This window comes from Streptomyces sp. NPDC030820, assembly GCF_055572075.1.
Map to the genome: position 1 here is coordinate 267,089 of NZ_JBVIEB010000005.1, position 19,748 is coordinate 286,836.

Below are 19,748 nucleotides of genomic sequence, written 5' to 3' on the forward strand. Positions count from 1 at the left end.
CCCCGGAACCCGCGCAGGTCCCCCTGACCCCTTGCTTCCCCGCTCCTCTCGGTTTCCCCCTGGTCTCCCCCGTGATGAGTGACACGACCCCGCTCCACGTTCGAGGACCGGTCCATCCCCGCCCCCGCGCCTGGTCGCCCGGCCTACCACCGGACTGTGCCCCGGCCCGGTCCCCGGACCCCCTCCGTGGACCGGGCCGTGGGTTCTAGTTCTGGTGGGACTGATAGTGCGCGACGGCGTCGGAGGTGCGGCCGGCGCCGTAGACGCGCAGGAACTCCGCCAGCTCGGGATGCGTCGGCGCGAGGCTGTCCGCGGCGTCGATGATGTCGCCCGCGGCGGCCACCGAGCGCAGCAGCGACTGGATCTCGCGGACCACCCGCTTGACCGTCGGCGCCCCGGAACCACTCGTGGTCTGGGTGGTGTTGTTGAGCACGGAACCCCCCTGTGACTTCTTGATCTCGTCCATGCGCTCGGTCGCCTCGGCGGCGCTCACACTGCCGTCCGAGACCTGCGCCGCCAGCTCCTGCAGCAGCTGCACCCGCTGGACCACGGCAGGATTGCCGATCTTCGCGCGCTGGCCGCTCATCAGCTGCGAGAGCATCGGGGCGGACAGCCCCAGGACCGCAGCGAGACGGGCCTGGTTGAGCCCGAGATCGTCGATGAGCTTACGGAAGAGCGCCCCCAACGGCTCCCCGTACCAGTTCCGCTGCAGCTCCCGCGCTCTCGCGGTGGCTTCCTGCTGTGCGGCGTCCATTGCGTCTCCCCATCGCTTCCCCTAAAAGACCGCGCGGTTCGCTGTAGCGAACCACGTCGAGCATCTTACGGAGCGTGGTCATTCGCGGGGACCCCCAATCTTTTTGCGGAATACCGGGGGTGACCCGGTACTCTGGTCTGCGGCGCCCGCCGGAACGCGATTCCTCCGGCCGGCCGCTGCTTCCCGGGGCCTTAGCTCAGTTGGTAGAGCGCCGTCTTTGCATGGCGGATGTCAGGGGTTCGACTCCCCTAGGCTCCACCCCAAAATGCCTCCCGACCTGCGAAAACGCAGGTCGGGAGGCATTTTTCATCGGCAGACCGTGCCGGCCCGGTCAGGCGGGCCGGGCGGTTTCACGTGAAACGGGCCGTGGGAGAAGCGGGCATCAACTCGACTGACCCACAGCCCACTTGACGGCCGACGTCACGTGATCATGACCGGTGCTACTGCTCGTCGTCTTGGTTCGAGGCGTCCTCCTCGGCTTGCTTCGCCTGGACCTCGGGATCAAGGGCGGAGGCATCGCTGCCGTCCACCGAGCTGAGCCGGCCCCCCGACTCCGGTACCTCCGTCGCGGCCGGCGGTTCGACCAGCCAGTCGGGGTTGGCCTGCTTGTCCCACCACTTCCAGGCGGCGAAGGCACCACCGGCCAGCACGGCCAGCAGCGTCAGCGCCTTCACGGTCCGGCCGGCCCTGCACCGGCGCTCCTTCCGGCGGGCCAGCTTCTGGATCTCCTCCGCCGAGACCTGACCACGCAGGGCTGCCAGGGCGGCTGCGCCACGCGCTGCGGCCTCCTCACGGACCGGAGCGGTCGCGGCCACGGCCTGCTCGATCCTCGGAAGCGAGTACTCGGCAGCCTGACGCGAGTACTCGGCAGCCTGCCGGGCAGCCTTACGGGCGCGGACGGCGGCTTCCTGCGCCGCCAGATCCACCTTCGGCGGCACATGCGCACGAGCCTGCTCCAGACGCGGGGCGAGCCGGGCGTCGTACTGCACGCGGGCCTGTTCGGCTGCCTGCGACACCATGGGTGCCAGCCGCACGCGTGCCTCCTGCGCGTAGAGCGCGGCACGCTCCTTGGCTGTGTCCGCGTAGGGCGCCACCACTTCCGCGGCGTGCAGCACGCTGTCCTTCGCCGAGCCGGTCGCGGCGCGCACGCTGTCGATGCGGGTCACGGGTTCCTCCTCCTCGGTGGCGTACGGTATTTCGACTTTCCACCCTTTTAAGGATCATGCCTGCCGATGGTCCGCGCGGCATGCGAGGGCGGGCATATGGGTGCCGATTGCTCCCTTCGGAGCCATTCCCGGCAATTCAGGGGCAACCCGATCCTGCCGTCGACACTGCCACGAATCGCCGCCGCGCGCTGCCTTCCGGGCGGAACTCGTGGCTGCCGGGCGACGTAGGGGCCCGACCGTGCGAGGATCGGGGAGTCACAGAAAGACAACGGAAGGCAGATCGTGGCTGAGCAGCTTTACGCCACCCTGAAGACCAACCACGGCGACATCGTGGTCCAGCTTTTCCCGAACCACGCGCCGGAAACGGTCAAGAACTTCGTCGAGCTGGCCCAGGGCGAGCGCGAGTGGACCCACCCCGGCACGGGTGAGAAGAGCAAGAAGCCGCTCTACAACGGCACGATCTTCCACCGTGTCATCAGCGGCTTCATGATCCAGGGCGGCGACCCGCTGGGCAGCGGCATCGGCGGCCCGGGCTACAAGTTCAAGGACGAGTTCCACCCGGACCTGTCCTTCAACAAGCCGTACCTGCTGGCCATGGCCAACGCCGGCCCGGGCACCAACGGCTCGCAGTTCTTCATCACCGTCGCCCCGACGACGTGGCTGAACCGCAAGCACACCATCTTCGGCGAGGTCGCCGACCCGGCCAGCCAGAAGGTCGTCGACGCCATCGTGGCTGTGCCCACCGGCCGTAACGACCGCCCGGTCAACGACGTCGTCATCGAGTCCGTCGTCGTCGAGAAGCGCGAAGGCTGAGCCCACCGCTCCCCGGACCGTCCCGCAGGGAAAGCACCGGAAAGTCCCACAGGGACACACCGGAACACCCACAGGGAACAAAACGCCCCGCTCGTCCGTACCAAGGATGAGCGGGGCGGGGCATTGCCGGGGCAGTCCCACGACCAACAAGGGGAACCGATGGACCACGCCGAAGGCAGCACACAGGACGCCGCCCACCGCGTGCCCGCGTGCTACCGGCACCCGGACCGCGAGACCGGTGTGCGCTGCACCCGCTGCGAGCGCCCCATCTGCCCCGAGTGCATGGTCAGCGCCTCGGTCGGCTTCCAGTGCCCCGAGTGCGTGCGCGGCGGAAGCGGCACCGGACACGCACCGACGGCGTCCCGGCCCCGCACGATCGCCGGCGGCTCGGTCACAGCCGACCCGCGGCTGCTCACCAAGGTGCTGATCGGCATCAACCTCGCCGTCTTCCTGGCGCAGATCGTCGTGGGCAACACCCTCACCGACCGGTTCGAGCTGATCGGCCAAGCCAGGTTCTCCCTGTTCGGCCCGCTCGAAGGCGTTGCCGAGGGGCAGTACTACCGCCTGCTGACCTCGATGTTCCTGCACGGCGGCTACGCCCACATCCTCTTCAACATGCTCAGCCTCTGGTGGATCGGCGGCCCCCTGGAAGCGGCCCTCGGCCGCGCCCGCTACTTCGCGCTGTACTTCGTCTCGGGCCTGGCGGGCAGCGCACTCACCTATCTGCTCGCCGCCCCCACCCTGCAGTCCCTCGGCGCCTCCGGAGCGATCTTCGGCCTCTTCGGCGCGACCGGCGTGCTGATGCGCCGGCTCAACTACGACCTGCGCCCGCTCGTCGCTCTGCTGGTGATCAACCTGATCATCACCTTCACCCCGGCCATGCACATCGCCTGGGAGGCCCACATCGGCGGGCTGGTCGCCGGTGTCGCCGTCGGCTATGCGATGGTCCACGCCCCCCGCCGGCGGCGGACGCTGGTCCAGTACGGCGCCTGTGCGGTCGTACTCGCCGTCGTGGTGGTTCTCACGCTGGTCAGGACCGCTCAGCTCACCTGATACCGAACCGTTGTCCACAGGCTGTGGCGGATCTTGTGCACGGTGTGCGGGCACAGCTGTGCCCCCTGTCGCTCGGATGTGTTTCCGCAGGTCAGACAGGGGGCCAAGAGGTGTATGGGGGGTGGTGGGCCAGTCATACCGGCGTCAACGCCCGATGGGTTATCCACAGATCGTCGTTTCTTTTCCTCATGTGGACAACCCTGTGGATAACTCAGTGGACAGCCCTGGGCAGAGCTACTTCCACTGCGTGGAGACCCCGAAGCCGGCGGCGATGAAGCCGAAGCCGACCACGATGTTCCAGTTGTCCAGCGCGTCGATGGGCAGCGAGCCGTCGGTCACATAGAAGACGACGATCCAGGCCAGGCCGATGATGAACATGGCCAGCATGACAGGCGCCACCCAGCCACGGCTGCTCAGCTTGATCGCCTGGGCCTGCTTCGCCGGCGGCGGCGTGTAGTCGGCCTTCTTGCGGATACGTGACTTCGGCACGAGGGTCTCTCCTGTCGATGCGCTGCGTGGCCGCGCAGGTAACCGGTTCGGGGCTCGGGCAGCGTACAAGTGGCCAACATGACCACTCTGTGTGCTCCCCCGGGCGTCCGTTAGCGTAGTGCTTCCGTGGCGCCGAAGGAGATAAGGGTACGTTGAGCAATTCTGCCGACTCCCCCGGGACGCAATCAACGGGCTCCGGCCCTGACCGCCGCATGCGTGTCCGCCCGGTGCGGATGCTCACGGCGGCCGTCTTCGCGCTCGCGGGACTGATCTTCTTCACCAGCTTCAACACGGCCAAGGGCACCGACATCCGCCAGGACGGCTCCCTGCTGAAGCTGTCGGACCTGATCCAGCAGCGCAGCCGCAAGAACAAGGAGCTGGACGAGTCCGACGCGGCCCTGCGCGGGAGCGTGGAGTCCCTCGCCGAGAGCGACGGCAGCAGCAAGGCGCAGGACCGCAGGCTGAGCGGGCTGGAGAAGAGCGCCGGCATCCAGAAGCTCACCGGTCACGCCATCACCGTCACCCTGAACGACGCCCCGCCCAACGCCACCGCCAAGCTCCCCGGCTATCCCGAGCCGCAGCCCGACTATCTGGTCATCCACCAGCAGGACCTGCAGGCCGTGGTGAACGCGCTGTGGCAGGGCGGCGCCCAGGGCATCAAGGTCATGGACCAGCGGCTGATCTCCACCAGTGCGGTGCGTTGTGTCGGCAACACGCTGATCCTCCAGGGCCGGGTCTACTCACCGCCGTACAAGATCACGGCGGTCGGCGATCCGGACAGGCTGCAGCAGGCCCTCGCGGCGAGCAAGGCGATCCAGACCTACATGGTGTACGTCAACGTCTACGGCCTCGGCTGGAAAGTCACCGACGACGGGACGGTGACTCTTCCCGGCTACTCGGGCACAGTGGATCTGCACTATGCGAAGCCCGTGCAGTAGCCGGCAGTAGCCCTTCGCCGGCCGTCCGCCAGCCGTCCGTCAACGGAGGCGCCGGTGCGCGTGATCGTCCGGACCGTCAGCGAGCTGTGCATCACCGTCGGCGCCCTGATCGTGCTCTTCGTCGCCTATGTGCTGTTCTGGACGGGGGTGCGGGCCGACGGCGCCATGAACGACCAGATCGATCAGTTGCACCGGCAGTGGTCGCAGGGAAGCATGCGGCCGACGACGGCCCCGGGCAAGGCGGCGGCCGCCGTGGGCGAGCAGATGGTCGCCGTGACGAAGCCGGAGCCGTACCACTACGGCAAGGCCTTCGCGATCATGTACATCCCGCGGCTCGGTTTCACGTGGAACAAGCCGGTCCTGGAGGGCACCGGCCGGGAGGTGCTGGCGAAGGGACTCGCCCACTACGCGGGCACCGCCCAGCTCGGCCAGGAGGGGAACTTCGCGGTGGCCGGTCACCGGCGCACGTACGGCGACCCGTTCAAGGACTTCCCCGAGCTGCGGCCCGGGGACGCCGTCGTCCTCACGGACGGGACGACCTGGTTCACGTATCGGATCGACAAAGGGCCCTACAAAACCGTGCCGACGGACGTTGAGGTGATCGACCCTGTGCCACGTAAGTCCGGGTATACGCGTCCGGGCCGGTATCTGACGCTGACCACCTGCGATCCGGAATGGGGGCACAGTCACCGGCTGATCGTCTGGGCGCACCTGGACGCCACACAGTCTGTGGAGGCAGGCGAACCGAAGGCTCTGCGCCGTTAGTCTGGTGACGTACGGCGTGAGTCAGGTGCCGTGGGGAAACGGAAGGAACGGCATGTACGGCTGGATCTGGCGGCATCTGCCGGGAAGCGCGTGGATGAAGGCGCTGATCTCCCTCGTCCTGGTCCTGGCCGTGATCTACATCCTCTTCCAGTACGTCTTCCCCTGGGCCGAACCGCTGCTGCCCTTCAACGATGTGACGGTGGACAACCAGTGAGTGCGCGGATTCTCGTCGTCGACAACTACGACAGCTTCGTCTTCAACCTCGTCCAGTACCTGTATCAGCTGGGTGCCGAGTGCGAGGTGCTGCGCAACGACGAGGTGTCGACGGCGCATGCTCAGGACGGGTTCGACGGGGTGCTGCTCTCGCCCGGACCGGGGACGCCGGAAGAGGCGGGCGTCTGCGTGGACATGGTCCGCCACTGTGCGGCCACCGGTGTGCCGGTCTTCGGGGTGTGCCTCGGCATGCAGTCGATGCAGGTGGCGTACGGCGGTGTGGTGGACCGGGCGCCCGAGCTGCTGCACGGCAAGACCTCGCTGGTGGAGCACGAGGGCAAGGGCGTCTTCGCGGGCCTGCCCTCGCCCTTCACGGCGACCCGCTACCACTCCCTGGCCGCCGAGCCGGCGACGGTACCGGCCGAGCTGGAGGTGACGGCCCGCACCCACGACGGCATCATCATGGGCCTGCGGCACCGTGAACTTCCGGTGGAGGGCGTCCAGTTCCATCCCGAGTCGGTGCTGACCGAGCACGGGCACCGGATGCTGGCCAACTGGCTGGTGGAGTGCGGCGATCAGGGCGCCGTGGCGAGGTCGACGGGGCTGGCCCCGGTGGTGGGCAGGGCCACGGCGTGACCGCACTGCGCCCGGAGCGCGAGACCGATGCCTCGTACGGGGATCAGTCGTACGAGGCTTCCGGTGCGCTTGGGGACTGGGATGCGGCGGGCGCTGCATACCAGGGGTCCTACGAGGGGTCGTACGACGAGCCGTATCGGCCCGCGCTGGACGACGAGACGATGGCGCTGCGGATCCCCGGGGATCTGCAGCCGGGCACGGAGAGGGAGCCCACAGGCGCCTCTGTGGCCTCTTCTGCCTCCTCCGACACCCGATCTGCGGTCGGTGGTCGTGCGGCCCGCAGAAAGGCCGCCAAACGCCGTAGAGGCCGCGGTGGGCGTCACGGAGGCGCGCGGGAGGCGGCAGCGCCCGCGGAGCCGGGGGAGTCGGCGGAGCCCGGCCGGCCGCTGTCCCGGGTGGAGGCGCGGCGGCAGGCGCGGCTGCGCAAGCCGGGCCCGGGCGTCATCGCGAGCCGGGCGATCGGCGAGGTGTTCATCACCACCGGTGTGCTGATGCTGCTGTTCGTCACCTATCAGCTGTGGTGGACCAATGTCCGGGCCGACGCGCAGGCGGGCAGTGAGACGCACCAGCTGCAGAACGACTGGGCGAGCGGCAAGCGCAACCCGGGGGTCTTCGCGCCGGGGCAGGGTTTCGCCATCCTGCACATCCCCAAGCTGGACGTGGTGGCGCCGATCGCGGAGGGCGTCAGCACGGAGAAGGTGCTCAACAAGGGCATGGTCGGGCACTACGGCGAGCCTCCCCTGAAGACGGCGATGCCGGACGCCAAGACCGGCAACTTCGGACTCGCCGCCCACCGCAACACGCACGGCGAGCCGTTCCGGTACATCAACAAGCTCCAGCCCGGTGACGCGGTCGTGGTCGAGACGCAGGACACGTACTTCGTGTACAAGGTGACCTCGACGCTGCCGATGACGTCGCCGGCCAATACGAGCGTGCTGGATCCCATCCCGAAGGGCTCGGGGTTCACCAAGCCCGGCCGCTACATCACCCTCACCACCTGCACGCCGGAGTTCACCAGCAAGTACCGGCTGATCGTCTGGGGCAAGATGGTCGAGGAACGCCCGCGAACCAAGGGCAAGCCGGACGCGCTCATCGAGCAGGGCTGACGCGAGTAAGGGCAGAGGCAGAGGGAAACTGTGGCAGCGACCGCCGACGACACCGAAGAACACACGGACGCGTCCGATTCGAGTCCCGCCCGGCGGGGCCGGCGTCCGGGCCGTATAGCGACGGCGGTCAGTGTCCTCGGTGAACTCCTCATCACGGCCGGGCTGTTGCTCGCCCTGTTCGTCGTCTACTCCCTGTGGTGGACGAACGTGATAGCGGACCGCAAGGCGGACAAGCAGGCCGAGAAGGTCCGCCAGCACTGGGCGCACTCCACGGACTCCGGTCCGGGCGCGCTGGACACCAAGGACGGCATCGGTTTCCTGCATGTGCCGGCCATGAAGAACGGCGTGGTGCTGGTCGAGAAGGGCACGGGCACGGACGTCCTCAACGACGGCGTGGCCGGCTACTACACGGACCCGGTCAAGGCGGCGCTCCCCATGACCGGCAAGGACGGCAACTTCACCCTGGCCGCCCACCGGGACGGGCACGGCGCGAAGTTCCACAACATCGACAAGCTGAAGGAGGGCGACCCGATCGTCTTCGAGACGCGGGACGACTGGTACGTCTACAAGGTGTACTCGATCCTGCCGGAGACCTCGAAGTACAACGTCAGGGTCATCGACCAGGTCCCGAAGGAGTCCGGCAAGAAGAAGCCGGGGCACTACATCACGCTGACGACGTGCACGCCGGTGTACACCTCGGAGTACCGGTACGTGGTGTGGGGCGAGCTGGTCCGGGTGGAGAAGGTGGACGGCGAGCGGACGCCTCCGGCGGAGTTGCGGGGCTGACAGAGGTTCTTTGAGCGATTCTGGCCTCGGCATATGAGTGGGCCCCTACCGGAACGTACCGGCAGGGGCCCACTCAGGTGTGCGGGGGCGTCAGCCGTTGAAGCCGCCGAAGAGGCCGCCGTTGTTGCCGCCGTTGTCGCCGCCGACGTCCACGGTCTGCAGGACGATCTGGGTGTTGCTCGGGTCGGCCTGGGTGCCCGGGGTCGGGGTCTGCTGGGCGACCCGTGCCTTGTCGTCCTGGGGGCCGTTGACCTGGATCTGGTTGAAGCCCTGCTGCTGCAGCGTCTGCAGGGCCTGCTTCAGGGGCTGGGTCGTGACGTTCGGCACCGGGGTCTGCTGGTTCTGCTGGAACACGCTGACGGTGAGCGCGATGGGCGTGTTCTTGTTGACCTGCTCGCCCGCCTGCGGGTTGGACGCGGTGACCTTGCCGTTGTCGTCCTGGTTGGTGGTGGGGGTGTTGTTGCAGGTCGGCACCAGGCCCAGCTGCGTCAGTTCGGCCTTGGCGTCGTCGCAGGACTTGCCGATGATGTCGCTGGGGATGGTGACCTTGTCCTCGGCTTTGGCGACCGTCAGGGTGATCTTGGAACCCTTCTGGACCTCCGTGCCGAGATCGGGGTTCTGCTTGATGACCGTGCCGGCCGGCTGCGTCGAGACCTCGTCCTTGCGGACGACGTCGAACTTGTACTTGTCGCCCTCGAGCGTCGCCTTGGCGTCGTCGAAGGTCTGTCCGAGGACGTTCGGCACGGCGACCTTGGGCGCGCCCGTCGACACCGTCAGGTTGACCGTGCTGCCCTTGTCCACATTCGTCTTGGGCTGCGGGTCCTGGTCGCAGACGCTGCCCTTGGGCTGGTTGTCACAGGGTTTCCTGGTGATCGACAGCTTCAGGTCGACGTTGTCGGCCATCTTCTTGGCCGAGTTCTGGGTCTGGCCGACGAACGTCGGCACCGCCACCTTGCCGTCGCCCGTGTTGCCGCCGCTGGCGATCCACTTGCCGATCAGGATCGCGCCGATCAGGACCAGGATGCCCGCGACCACCAGGAGGATCGTGGAGGTGTTGGACTTCTTCTGCTGCTGGCGGCGGCGACCGGACGGCTCGTCGTAGCCATAGCCGCCGTCCGGGTTCATCGGCGGGAGCATGCTGGTCGCTCCCGCGCCGGTGTCCGGGCGCAGGGCCGTCGTCGGCTGGTCGTCGGGGTAGCCGCCGTAGCCCACCGCGCCCATCGCGGCCGTTGCCGCGACCGGCTGGCCGTCCAGGCAGGCCTCGATGTCGGCGCGCATCTCGTCGGCCGACTGGTAGCGGTAGTCGGGGTCCTTGACCAGCGCCTTCAGGACGATCGCGTCCATCTCGGGCGTGATCTCGGGGTCGAAGACCGACGGGGGCTGCGGTTCCTCGCGGACGTGCTGGTAGGCCACGGCGACAGGGGAGTCGCCCACGAAGGGGGGCCGTACCGTCAGCAGCTCGTACAGGAGGCAACCCGTCGAGTACAGGTCCGACCTGGCGTCGACCTGCTCGCCTTTCGCCTGCTCGGGCGACAGGTACTGGGCCGTGCCGATGACCGCGGCGGTCTGGGTCATGGTCATGCCGGCGTCGCCCATGGCGCGGGCGATGCCGAAGTCCATGACCTTGACCTGGCCGTTGCGGGTCAGCATGACGTTGGCCGGCTTGATGTCACGGTGGACGATGCCGTTGCGGTGGGCGTACTCCAGGCCCTGGAGGATGCCGATGGTCATCTCCATCGCGCGCTCCGGCAGCAGCTTGCGGCCGCTGTGAAGAAGCTCACGCAGGGTGGAGCCGTCGACGTACTCCATCACGATGTACGGGATGGAGACCCCGTCGATGTAGTCCTCACCCGTGTCGTAGACCGCGACGATCGCGGGGTGGTTGAGCGAGGCGGCCGACTGGGCCTCCCGGCGGAACCGGGCCTGGAAGGAAGGGTCGCGTGCCAGGTCGGCGCGCAGGGTCTTCACTGCCACGGTGCGGCCCAGGCGGGTGTCATGCGCGAGGTAGACCTCGGCCATGCCACCACGGCCGAGCACCTGGCCCAGCTCGTACCGGCCGCCGAGGCGACGCGGCTCTTCCATAGCTACCTACCAGCCCTCTCCGTCGGTCTCGGCCGCACAGTGGTGTGCGGCCGGAGGCTGCCGTCCGGGCCTACCGTACCCGGCTCGCTTTGTGTGACCTGGCCAAGCCAGTAACCCGATACAGGACCGGTATCGCAACGTGCGGCGATGTGAAGGAGACGTGAGCGGTGTCACTTCCTGGGGGGCGAGGTCACTTCTTGGACTTGATGACCGCCTCCATGACGTTCTTGGCGATCGGCGCGGCCAGGCCGCCGCCGGAGATGTCGTCGCGGTTGGCGCTGTCGTCCTCGATGACCACGGCCACGGCGACCGGCGAGCTGCCGTCGGGCAGCTTGGCGTAGGAGATGAACCACGCGTACGGGTTGGCGCTGTTCGCCACACCGTGCTGGGCGGTACCGGTCTTGCCGCCGACGGTGACGCCGGGGATCTGTGCATGGGTACCGGTGCCCTGCTTGACGACCGTCTCCATCATGGACTGCAGGATCTGCGCGTTGGCCGGCGACAGCGGCCGGCTCATCTCCTCCGGCTGGGTCTTCGCGACCGGGTCGAGGTTGGAGGACTGCAGCTCGTCGACCATGTACGGCTTCATCAGCTTGCCGTCGTCGGCGACCGCCGAGGCGACCATGGCCATCTGCAGCGGGGTCGCGGCGGTGTCGAACTGGCCGATCGAGCTGAGCGCCGTCTGCGGGCGGTCCATCTCCTTGGGGAAGACGGACGCGTTCGACCGCACCGGGGTGAACTGCTCGGAGTTGAAGCCGAACTTCTCGGCCTCCTTCAGCATCTTGTCCTTGCCGAGCTGGTCACCGATGTGACCGAAGACCGTGTTGCAGGAGATGCGCAGCGCTTCCCGCAGGGGCACGTTCTTGCACTGGATGCTGCCCTCGTTCTTCAGCTCGCGCGTGGTGTTCGGCAGCGTGTAGGGCTGCGGGGAGTCGGTGGCCTGGTCCGCCGAGTTGTACAGCCCGTTCTCCAGCGCGGCCGCCGCGGTGACCACCTTGAACGTGGAGCCCGGCGGGTAGGTCTCGCGCAGCGCGCGGTTGAGCATCGGGTCGGCCGGGTTGTTCGCCTTCTGGAGGTTGTTCCAGGCCTTGGCGTCGCTGTTGGAGTAGCCCGAGAAGGACGAGGGGTCGTACGACGGGTACGAGGCCAGCGCGAGGATCTTGCCGGTGGACGGCTCCAGCGCGACGACCGCGCCCTTGCCGCCCTGGGCCTTCAGCCCGTCGAACGCGGCCTTCTGCGCGGCCGCGTTCAGCGTGGTGACGACGTTGCCGCCCTGCTTCGGCTTGCCCGTGATCATGTCGAGGGTGTTGCGGAAGAAGAGCCGGTCGTCGTTGCCGGTCAGGATGCCGTCGTCGAGCTTCTCCAGCTGGCTGCCGTCGAAGGCCTGCGAGGAGTAGCCGGTGACCGGGGCCCACATGGGCCCGTCCTTGTACGTCCGCTTGTACTTGAAGTCGCCGCTCTTGGACTCCACGGAACCGGTTATCGGGTTGCCGTCGACGATGATGTCGCCGCGCGGGTGGGCGTAGCGCTCGATGGCGACCCGGCGGTTGTCCTTCTCGGTGGCGAGCTGGTCGGCCTTGACGTACTGGAGGTAGTTGTCCCGGATCAGCAGGGCCAGCACGAGCAGGCCGCAGAAGATCGCGATCCGGCGCAGGGGCTTGTTCATGACGGGCGGACCACCTGGGTCATCTCGGCGTCGGGGTTCGTGGCGGGGCTGGGCGCCGGGCGGCGGGCGGTGTCGCTGATGCGGATGAGGATGCCGATCAGTGCCCAGTTGGCCAGCACGGAGGAACCGCCGTACGCGACGAACGGCATCGTCATACCGGTCAGCGGGATGAGGCCCATCACACCGCCGGCCACGACGAACACCTGCAGGGCGAAGGCGCCGGACAGGCCGACGGCGAGCAGCTTGCCGAACGGGTCGCGGGCGGCGAGGGCGGTGCGCAGGCCGCGCTCCACGATCAGGCCGTAGATCAGCAGCATCGCCATGATGCCCGCGAGGCCCAGCTCCTCGCCGAAGGTGGCGAAGACGAAGTCGGAGTTGGCGGCGAACTTGATCAGGTCCGAGTGGCCCTGGCCCCAGCCGGTGCCGAGGGTGCCGCCGGAGCCGAACGCCCACAGGGACTGCTGCAGCTGGTCGGAGTGGAGGATGCCGTCGTGGGTGACCTGGCGGCTGAGCTGGTACTCGCGCATCGGGTTGAGCCAGGCGTGCACACGCGTCTGGATGTGCGACTCGAAGCTCGCCACGCCGACGGCGCCGACCGCGGACATCAGCAGACCGAAGACGATCCAGCTGGTCCGCTCGGTGGCGACGTACAGCATGATGACGAACATTCCGAAGAACAGCAGCGAGGTGCCGAGGTCGGTCTCGAAGACGAGGATGAGGATCGAGATCGCCCAGACGACCAGGATGGGGCCGAGGTCGCGGCCGCGCGGCAGGTACAGGCCCATGAAGCGGCGGCTGGCGAGGGCCAGGGCGTCGCGCTTCACCATCAGATAGCCGGCGAAGAAGACGGCGAGGACGATCTTCGCGAACTCGCCGGGCTGGAGGGAGCCCAGGCCGGGAACGCGGATCCAGATCTTGGCGCCGTAGATGTCGGCCCCGAGGCCCGGCACCAGCGGAAGGAGCAGCAGGACCAGGGCGCAGACCATGGAGATGTACGTGTAGCGCTGCAGGACGCGGTGGTCCTTCAGGAAGATCAGCACCGCGGCGAACATGCCGATGCCCAGCGCGCTGTACAGCAGCTGGCGGGGCGCGGCCGCGGCGAAGTGGGGCAGCGACTGCAGCAGTTTCGACTGGTCCAGCCGCCAGATCACCACGAGTCCGAGCCCGTTGAGCAGTGTGGCCAGCGGCAGCAGCAGCGGGTCGGCGTACGGGGCGAACTTGCGTACGGCGAGATGGGCGACGCCGGCCAGCAGACCGAGACCGAGGCCGTAGCCCAGCAGCCCGGCGGGCACCGAGTTGTTGATGGCCAGGCCCACGTTGGCGTAGGCGAACACCGGGATGGCCACGGCGAAGACCAGCAGGGCCAGCTCGGTGTTGCGGCGGCTCGGCGCGCCGATCGCGCCGATCGTGGACGTGTGGTGCGTCGGCGAGTTAGTCGTACTGCTCATCGTGTGACAGGGCCTCTCGCGGCTTCGCTACTGCTTGCCGCACTGATCGACGACCTTCTGCTCATCCTCGGAGAGGCTCGGGCCGGGGTTCGGAGTGGCGGATGCGGACGGGGGCTTCGAAGGGTTCTTCGTAGCGGGCGCCGAACCGGATGGGTGCGGTGTCGGTGATGCCTTGGACGTGAAGGCGGTACGGGTGGTTCCCGTGGTGCCTCCGGCCTCGCCCTGGCCCGTCTTGGCGTTCTGCTGCGACTCGGCGGCCGTGCGTTCCGCCTGCTTCCTGCACGCGGAGGCCTGTACCGACAGCGCCTCGATCTTCGCCTGGGCCTGCTGCAGACCACCCGCCGCGATCGTGTTCTTGACCTGCTTCTGCTGGTAGGGCGGCAGGTACTTGAGTTCGATCTCGGGGTGGTCCTTCTCCACCTTCGACAGCGACACCCAGGCCAGGTCCTGGCTGATCCCCCGGTACAGCGCCACGTGCTCGCCCTTGGCGCCGACGTAGTACTGCGTCTGGGTCCAGCGGTAGCCGCCGTAGAGGCCGCCGCCGATCACGGCGAGGGCGAGCACGCTGTAGAACGATCTCTTCAGCCACCTGCGCCCGCCGCGCGGCTTGGTGAAGTCGCCGTCGGCATAGTCGTCGAAGCTGCCCGCCGGGATGTACCCGGTGGTGTCGCCGGAACCGGGCGGGCCGAACTCGCCGCCGCCGTGCCCGGCTGCCCGGCGGCCCAGGTGGGAGGCGCGGCCGGCCGGGGTCTGCATGATGCCGTTGTCGTGCAGATGATGCTGGTTCTCGGCGACCGCGCCGACCACGACCGGCTGGTCGGACAGCTGCCCGGCGAGGGTGTCACCGGTGTCCAGGTCCAGGACGTCGGCGACGATGACGGTGATGTTGTCGGGGCCGCCGCCGCGCAGCGCGAGCTGGATCAGCTCCTGCACGGTCTCCTGCGGGCCCTGGTAGCTGGCGAGGGTCTCCTCGATCGTCTGGTGGGAGACGACGGCGGACAGACCGTCGGAACAGATCAGATAGCGGTCGCCGGCCCGGACCTCGCGGATGGACAGGTCGGGCTCGACGTGGTCGCCGCTGCCGAGGGCGCGCATCAGCAGGGAGCGCTGGGGGTGGGAGGTGGCCTCCTCCTCGGTGATCCGGCCCTCGTCGACGAGCCGCTGCACCCATGTGTGGTCCTGGGTGATCTGCGTGAGCACCCCGTCACGCAGCAGATAGGCGCGGGAGTCGCCGACGTGGACGAGCCCGAGCCGCTGGCCGGTCCACAGCAGTGCGGTCAGTGTGGTCCCCATGCCCTCCAGCTGGGGGTCCTCCTCGACCATGGCGCGCAGCTGGTCGTTGGCGCGCTGCACGGCCGCGCCGAGGGAGGTGAGGATGTCGGAGCCGGGCACGTCGTCGTCGAGCGTGACCAGGGTGGAGATCACCTCGGAGGAGGCGACCTCGCCGGCCGCCTGGCCGCCCATGCCGTCGGCGATCGCGAGCAGTCGCGGGCCGGCGTAACCCGAGTCCTCGTTGCCCTCCCGGATCATGCCTTTGTGCGATCCGGCGGCAAAGCGCAGTGACAGACTCATGCGCACCTCGCCCGTCGGCTCCGAATGCAGCCGGTCGTGTCGAGCCACACTGCCCACCCTCCGGTCGGGAGCGCGCCGGAGGCCGGGGTGTGGCCTGCTTCTGCGTGCTCGCTCCGCTCGCTCATTGTCGTACTACTTCCGCAGCTCGATGACGGTCTTGCCGATGCGGATCGGCGCGCCCAGCGGGATCGGCGTGGGAGTCGTCAGCCGGGACCGGTCCAGGTAGGTGCCGTTGGTGGAGCCGAGGTCCTCGACGATCCACTGACCGTCGCGGTCGGGGTAGATCCTGGCATGACGGCTGGAGGCGTAGTCGTCGTCCAGCACGATCGTGGAGTCGTGCGCGCGGCCCAGCGTGATCGTCTGCCCCTGCAGCGCGACCGTCGTGCCGGTCAGTGTGCCCTCGGTCACCACCAGCTTGGTGGGGGCGTTGCGACCGCGCCGGCCACCGCCCTGCTGGCCGCGCTGCTGCGGGGGCGCCGACTGCTGCCGGGCCGCCTGCTGCCGGCCGGGCTGCTGCGCACGCCCGGCCTCCCTGCGCGATCCGCGCTGGGTGACGCGCGTTCCGAACAGGTCGCTCCGGATGACCTGCACGGCCACGATCACGAACAGCCACAGTACGGCCAGGAAACCCAGCCGCATGACCGTGAGGGTCAGCTCTGACATTGCCCCCGCTTCACCCTTCGGCTTGCCTATAGATAACGGTGGTGCTGCCCACGACGATCCGCGAGCCGTCGCGGAGCGTAGCGCGGGTGGTGTGCTGCCCGTCCACCACGATGCCGTTGGTGGAACCGAGATCCTGGATCGTCGAGGGCGTTCCGGTCCGGATCTCGCAGTGCCGGCGGGAGACGCCGGGGTCGTCGATCCGCACGTCGGCGTCGGTGCTGCGGCCCAGCACCAGCGTCGGGCGGGAGATCTGGTGGCGGGTGCCGTTGATCTCGATCCAGTAGCGGGTGCGCCCGCCGCTCGCCGGGGCGGCCGCGGGCCGCTGGGTGGCGGGCTGGGGGTAGCCGTAGCCGCCGGGGCGGGCGCCGGGCGGCGGTGCGGACGGCATCGGGGGCGCGCCGGCGGGTGTGGCGGGCGGATAGCCGTAGCCGCCCTGGGCGCCCTGCCCGGGACGGCCGGCGGCCGGGGCCGCGGGGGCCTGCGGCGCGTGCTGTCCCTGCTGGCTGCTGGAGGAGGCGAGGGTGCGCGAGCGCACCCGGTACAGGCCGGTGTCGAGGTCGTCGGCCTTCTCCAGGTTGACCTTGATCGGGCCCATGAAGGTGTAGCGCTGTTGCTTGGCGTAGTCGCGCACCATGCCGGCCAGCTCGTCGCCGAGCTGCCCGGAGTAGGGGCTGAGGCGCTCGAAGTCCGGCGCGCTCAGCTCCACGATGAAGTCGTTCGGTACGACGGTCCGGTCACGGTTCCAGATCGTGGCGTTGTTGTCGCACTCACGCTGGAGCGCGCCGGCGATCTCCACGGGCTGGACCTCGGACTTGAAGACCTTGGCGAAGGTGCCGTTCACCAGACCTTCGAGACGCTGCTCGAACTTCTTCAGGACTCCCATGGGGCACCTCCTCCATCCTTGCCGTTGCCTTGCCCTGCTGTGTGGCCGCTGCCTTGCCTGTACTGCTGGTTCCGCTGGTACTGCGCACTGATCGTATCTACGCGTCCGGCAATCAGCCGGTTCCCCCAGCGGCTCCCCTTCGAACTCCCGGTGCGCACTCCTGCTGCCATGGATCGTAGAGGGGGGCCAAGACCAGTGTCCCGCACCTGGCTATGGACCCGGCCCGGCTCCTGGGGAGATGCCGGGGACCGGTACGAGGTTGATACGTGAACTGAGTCTCCCTGATACGTGGGGGACGGGTGGGGTGGGTAGGTGGGGGGCGTGGGGTCGGGTGCGGGGGTGTGTGGGGCGGTCTCGGGCCGGGGGAAGGGATGTGAACCCACCCCGTACGACGTGCTAATGTTCTCGATGTCGGAAGGGGCCAGCCCGAAAGGGCCGGAACCGGAAGACACACCCAATGCGCGGGTGGCGGAATAGGCAGACGCGCTGGATTCAGGTTCCAGTGCCCGCAAGGGCGTGGGGGTTCAACTCCCCCCTCGCGCACAGAGACGAGACGGGTCTCTGCCGGTGACGGAAGTCACGGCAGGGGCCCGTTTCTCGTTGTGTCCGGGTTTGTGAGGGATCGCACAGACCGAGGTCGGACATGGGAGGCGCATCGGTGAGCTATCTCACGGACGGCGTGCAGAGCCGGTGACGAGGCGTCAAGCCCGTCCGCACCGTCCCGCACCGTCAGGTCTCCCCGCCGCCGTAACGCGGACAGTTTTGTCCATCGGCTCCACCCGAACTCCCGGTCAGCGGGGACCCCTTGCCCACATCCAGGCAATCTCTTGCCAGAGGGTGATCCAATCGCCCGAGTGCTTGGCAATGTATGTTGGCAATTGCTTGCCAACCGGCGGGCAATCGTCCTACCGTTGCTGTCGTTCGCCGCACGGACCCGTCGCGGCCGACCTCTGAAGCCACGGGAATAGGAGCGCACGATGCAGAAGTTCGACACCCTCGCCCCGGTCTCCGTCGTCCTGGACATCCCCGCCGGACGCGTCCAGTTCATCGCCGCCGACCGCGCCGACACCACCGTGGAGGTCCTGCCCGCCAACCCCGCCAAGAGCCGCGACGTGCAGACCGCCGAGCAGACGACCGTCACCTACGCCGAAGGCGTCCTGCGGATACGCACTCCTGAGCCCAGCAACCAGCTCTTCGGCCCCTCGGGATCCGTGGAGGTCACCGTCCAGCTGCCCGCCGGCTCCCGCATCGAGGCCAAGACCGGCAGCTGCGAACTGCGGGCCGCCGGCCGTCTCGGCGACGTCGCCTTCGAAGGTGCATACCGGCAGATCAAGATCGACGAGGCCGCGAGCGTCCGCCTCACCGCAGTAGACGGCGACGTCGAGATCGGCCGACTGGGCGGCCCCGCGGAGATCAGCACCGCACGGGGCGACATCCGGATCACCGAGGCCGCGCGCGGCACGGTCGTGCTCCGCACCGCCTCCGGCGACATCACGGTCGGCGCCGCCGCCGGCGTATCGGCCGCCCTGGACGCCGGCACCACCCACGGCCGCATCAACAACGCCCTCAAGAACGACGGCACCGCCGAACTCGACATCCGCGCCACCACCTCCCACGGTGACATCACCGCCCGCAGCCTCTGAAGGAACGGCCCACAGACGGACAGACAGCGACGAGACGGGTCCCTGCCGGCGACGGAAGTCACGGCAGGGGCTCGTCTCGCGCTGTGCTCCGGGGCGTGAGGGATCGCGAGGGATCGCGAGGGATCGCACAGCCTGTGGATGGACGGGGCCGGCCGGGACTGTGGGGGCCGGGTTCTCGGTTCTCCCGGGGGTCAGGACTGGCTCGGCTGGCACCGCGGGCACCACACCGTGCCCCGGCCCCCCAGTCGGGAGCGGCGCAGGTGGGTGCGGCAGCGGGGGCAGACCGGGTCGGGGTCGTCGCGGTGGCCGGTGAGCCACGCATCGCGCGGTGGTACGCAGCCGGCGGTGACCGAGGAACGCAGCGTGCGCCGCATGTGGGTGTACAGATGCCGGCGTTCGGTCTCCGTCAGATCACCGGCCCGGGTGCCGGGGTGCAGCCCGGCACGCCACAGGATCTCGTCGGCGAGCAGATTGCCGAGACCGGCCAGGACGGACTGATCGGTCAGCGCGGTTTTGATGTGACCGCGGCGCGCGCAGAGTGCGGCCTCGAAGTCCGCACGGTCCACTGCCAGAGCATCGGGACCCTGACGGTCCAGCAGCCGGGCGACGCCGGAGTCGTCGTCGGCCAGCCAGAGGCCCTGGAGCTTGCGCTGGTCGCGGTAGCGGAGCTGGCGGTCGCCACTCAGCCCGAACAGGACGCGGTCGTGGGCCTCGACGGCGTCGTCGGGATCGGCGCAGAGCAGCCGGCCGGTCATGCCGAAGTGCAGCAGGAGGGTGGGGCCGCCGGTGTGAGCGAGCAGCCACTTGCCGTGCCGCTCCGGCTCGGTGAACCGCCGGCCCTCCAGCGCCTCGCGCAGCCGCCGTACGCTCACCCCGTGCAGGACGCCCGCGTCGCGCACGTCGACGCGGCGGATCTCCCTGCCCTTCGCGCAGGACACGAGCACCCTGCGGAAACCCTCGACGTCCGGCAGCTCAGGCACGGCGAACGCCCCCGTGCCGGCCTACGACGCCGTGCGCGTGACGGGGGGACGACGGTCGAGCCGGAGCCGGAGCCGGAGCCGGAGCCGGAGCC

The 19,748-nt window shown here is 68.8% G+C and carries 19 protein-coding genes and 2 tRNA genes; 11 read left to right on the top strand and 10 right to left on the bottom strand.

The window, feature by feature from the left end; genetic code table 11:
- Positions 1 to 205: 205 nt before the first annotated feature.
- The gene (locus ACZ418_RS16200; RefSeq protein ID WP_468362736.1) at positions 206 to 754 is read right to left on the bottom strand and encodes a helix-turn-helix domain-containing protein; all 549 of its coding nucleotides are present in this window, start codon (positions 752 to 754) and stop codon (positions 206 to 208) included.
- Positions 755 to 939: 185 nt separating this feature from the next.
- On the opposite strand from ACZ418_RS16200, the gene ACZ418_RS16205 reads away from it, so the two are divergent.
- Positions 940 to 1,012, top strand: a tRNA-Ala gene (locus tag ACZ418_RS16205).
- A gap of 182 nt (positions 1,013 to 1,194) precedes the next feature.
- Here ACZ418_RS16205 and ACZ418_RS16210 read toward each other — a convergent pair.
- Positions 1,195 to 1,920 (bottom strand): DUF5324 family protein, encoded by a 726-nt coding sequence (locus ACZ418_RS16210; RefSeq protein WP_468362738.1) that lies wholly within the window; start codon positions 1,918 to 1,920, stop codon positions 1,195 to 1,197.
- 282 nt (positions 1,921 to 2,202) lie between these two features.
- Between ACZ418_RS16210 and ACZ418_RS16215 the strand changes: the two genes are divergently transcribed.
- Together ACZ418_RS16215 and ACZ418_RS16220 are read left to right on the top strand one after the other, a co-directional pair.
- On the top strand, positions 2,203 to 2,733 hold the full coding sequence (locus ACZ418_RS16215) for a peptidylprolyl isomerase (protein ID WP_468362740.1): 531 nt from the start codon (positions 2,203 to 2,205) through the stop codon (positions 2,731 to 2,733).
- Between the two features lie 159 nt (positions 2,734 to 2,892).
- A complete protein-coding gene (locus tag ACZ418_RS16220) occupies positions 2,893 to 3,786 on the top strand; it encodes a rhomboid family intramembrane serine protease (RefSeq protein ID WP_468362742.1) in 894 nt (297 codons plus the stop codon).
- A 234-nt stretch (positions 3,787 to 4,020) separates the two neighbouring features.
- On the opposite strand, the gene crgA is transcribed toward ACZ418_RS16220, so the two are convergent.
- Entirely contained in the window at positions 4,021 to 4,275 is a 255-nt protein-coding gene (crgA, locus tag ACZ418_RS16225; protein WP_351802941.1) for a cell division protein CrgA, read from the bottom strand.
- 152 nt (positions 4,276 to 4,427) lie between these two features.
- Between crgA and ACZ418_RS16230 the strand changes: the two genes are divergently transcribed.
- Genes ACZ418_RS16230 through ACZ418_RS16255 form a run of 6 tightly spaced genes read left to right on the top strand, consistent with a single transcriptional unit; the run spans position 4,428 to position 8,719 of the window.
- Entirely contained in the window at positions 4,428 to 5,213 is a 786-nt protein-coding gene (locus ACZ418_RS16230; RefSeq protein ID WP_468362744.1) for a DUF881 domain-containing protein, read from the top strand.
- A gap of 54 nt (positions 5,214 to 5,267) precedes the next feature.
- On the top strand, positions 5,268 to 5,978 hold the full coding sequence (locus ACZ418_RS16235) for a class E sortase (protein WP_468362746.1): 711 nt from the start codon (positions 5,268 to 5,270) through the stop codon (positions 5,976 to 5,978).
- A 52-nt stretch (positions 5,979 to 6,030) separates the two neighbouring features.
- Positions 6,031 to 6,192: a hypothetical protein gene (locus ACZ418_RS16240; protein WP_468362748.1), complete on the top strand. Its 162-nt coding sequence runs from the start codon at positions 6,031 to 6,033 to the stop codon at positions 6,190 to 6,192.
- Positions 6,189 to 6,827 (top strand): aminodeoxychorismate/anthranilate synthase component II, encoded by a 639-nt coding sequence (locus ACZ418_RS16245; RefSeq protein WP_351601151.1) that lies wholly within the window; start codon positions 6,189 to 6,191, stop codon positions 6,825 to 6,827. Before ACZ418_RS16240 ends, ACZ418_RS16245 begins: the two co-directional genes overlap by 4 nt.
- A complete protein-coding gene (locus ACZ418_RS16250) occupies positions 6,824 to 7,933 on the top strand; it encodes a class E sortase (RefSeq protein ID WP_468362750.1) in 1,110 nt (369 codons plus the stop codon). The genes ACZ418_RS16245 and ACZ418_RS16250 overlap by 4 nt, the downstream gene beginning before the upstream one ends.
- 30 nt (positions 7,934 to 7,963) lie before the next feature.
- Positions 7,964 to 8,719 (top strand): class E sortase, encoded by a 756-nt coding sequence (locus tag ACZ418_RS16255; protein WP_468362752.1) that lies wholly within the window; start codon positions 7,964 to 7,966, stop codon positions 8,717 to 8,719.
- Positions 8,720 to 8,809: 90 nt separating this feature from the next.
- On the opposite strand, the gene pknB is transcribed toward ACZ418_RS16255, so the two are convergent.
- From pknB to ACZ418_RS16285, 6 genes are all read right to left on the bottom strand, one after another.
- Complete coding sequence (pknB, locus tag ACZ418_RS16260) at positions 8,810 to 10,801, bottom strand: Stk1 family PASTA domain-containing Ser/Thr kinase (protein WP_468362754.1); 1,992 nt, start codon at positions 10,799 to 10,801, stop codon at positions 8,810 to 8,812.
- A gap of 190 nt (positions 10,802 to 10,991) precedes the next feature.
- Positions 10,992 to 12,467, bottom strand: coding sequence for a peptidoglycan D,D-transpeptidase FtsI family protein (locus ACZ418_RS16265; RefSeq protein WP_468362756.1), 1,476 nt, complete (start codon positions 12,465 to 12,467; stop codon positions 10,992 to 10,994).
- Complete coding sequence (locus tag ACZ418_RS16270) at positions 12,464 to 13,915, bottom strand: FtsW/RodA/SpoVE family cell cycle protein (RefSeq protein WP_468362758.1); 1,452 nt, start codon at positions 13,913 to 13,915, stop codon at positions 12,464 to 12,466. The genes ACZ418_RS16265 and ACZ418_RS16270 overlap by 4 nt, the downstream gene beginning before the upstream one ends.
- Before the next feature lie 27 nt (positions 13,916 to 13,942).
- Complete coding sequence (locus ACZ418_RS16275) at positions 13,943 to 15,487, bottom strand: Stp1/IreP family PP2C-type Ser/Thr phosphatase (protein WP_468362760.1); 1,545 nt, start codon at positions 15,485 to 15,487, stop codon at positions 13,943 to 13,945.
- A gap of 132 nt (positions 15,488 to 15,619) precedes the next feature.
- Entirely contained in the window at positions 15,620 to 16,150 is a 531-nt protein-coding gene (locus ACZ418_RS16280; RefSeq protein ID WP_468362762.1) for an FHA domain-containing protein FhaB/FipA, read from the bottom strand.
- 10 nt (positions 16,151 to 16,160) lie between these two features.
- A complete protein-coding gene (locus tag ACZ418_RS16285; RefSeq protein WP_468362764.1) occupies positions 16,161 to 17,033 on the bottom strand; it encodes an FhaA domain-containing protein in 873 nt (290 codons plus the stop codon).
- Between the two features lie 459 nt (positions 17,034 to 17,492).
- Here ACZ418_RS16285 and ACZ418_RS16290 point away from each other — a divergent pair.
- Together ACZ418_RS16290 and ACZ418_RS16295 are read left to right on the top strand one after the other, a co-directional pair.
- Positions 17,493 to 17,576, top strand: a tRNA-Leu gene (locus tag ACZ418_RS16290).
- A 434-nt stretch (positions 17,577 to 18,010) separates the two neighbouring features.
- Positions 18,011 to 18,676, top strand: a complete 666-nt coding sequence (locus ACZ418_RS16295) for a DUF4097 family beta strand repeat-containing protein (protein ID WP_468362766.1) — start codon at positions 18,011 to 18,013, stop codon at positions 18,674 to 18,676.
- Between the two features lie 191 nt (positions 18,677 to 18,867).
- Here the strand turns inward: ACZ418_RS16295 and ACZ418_RS16300 are convergent, their stop codons facing one another.
- Entirely contained in the window at positions 18,868 to 19,656 is a 789-nt protein-coding gene (locus tag ACZ418_RS16300; RefSeq protein ID WP_468362768.1) for an Fpg/Nei family DNA glycosylase, read from the bottom strand.
- Positions 19,657 to 19,748: the final 92 nt, after the last annotated feature.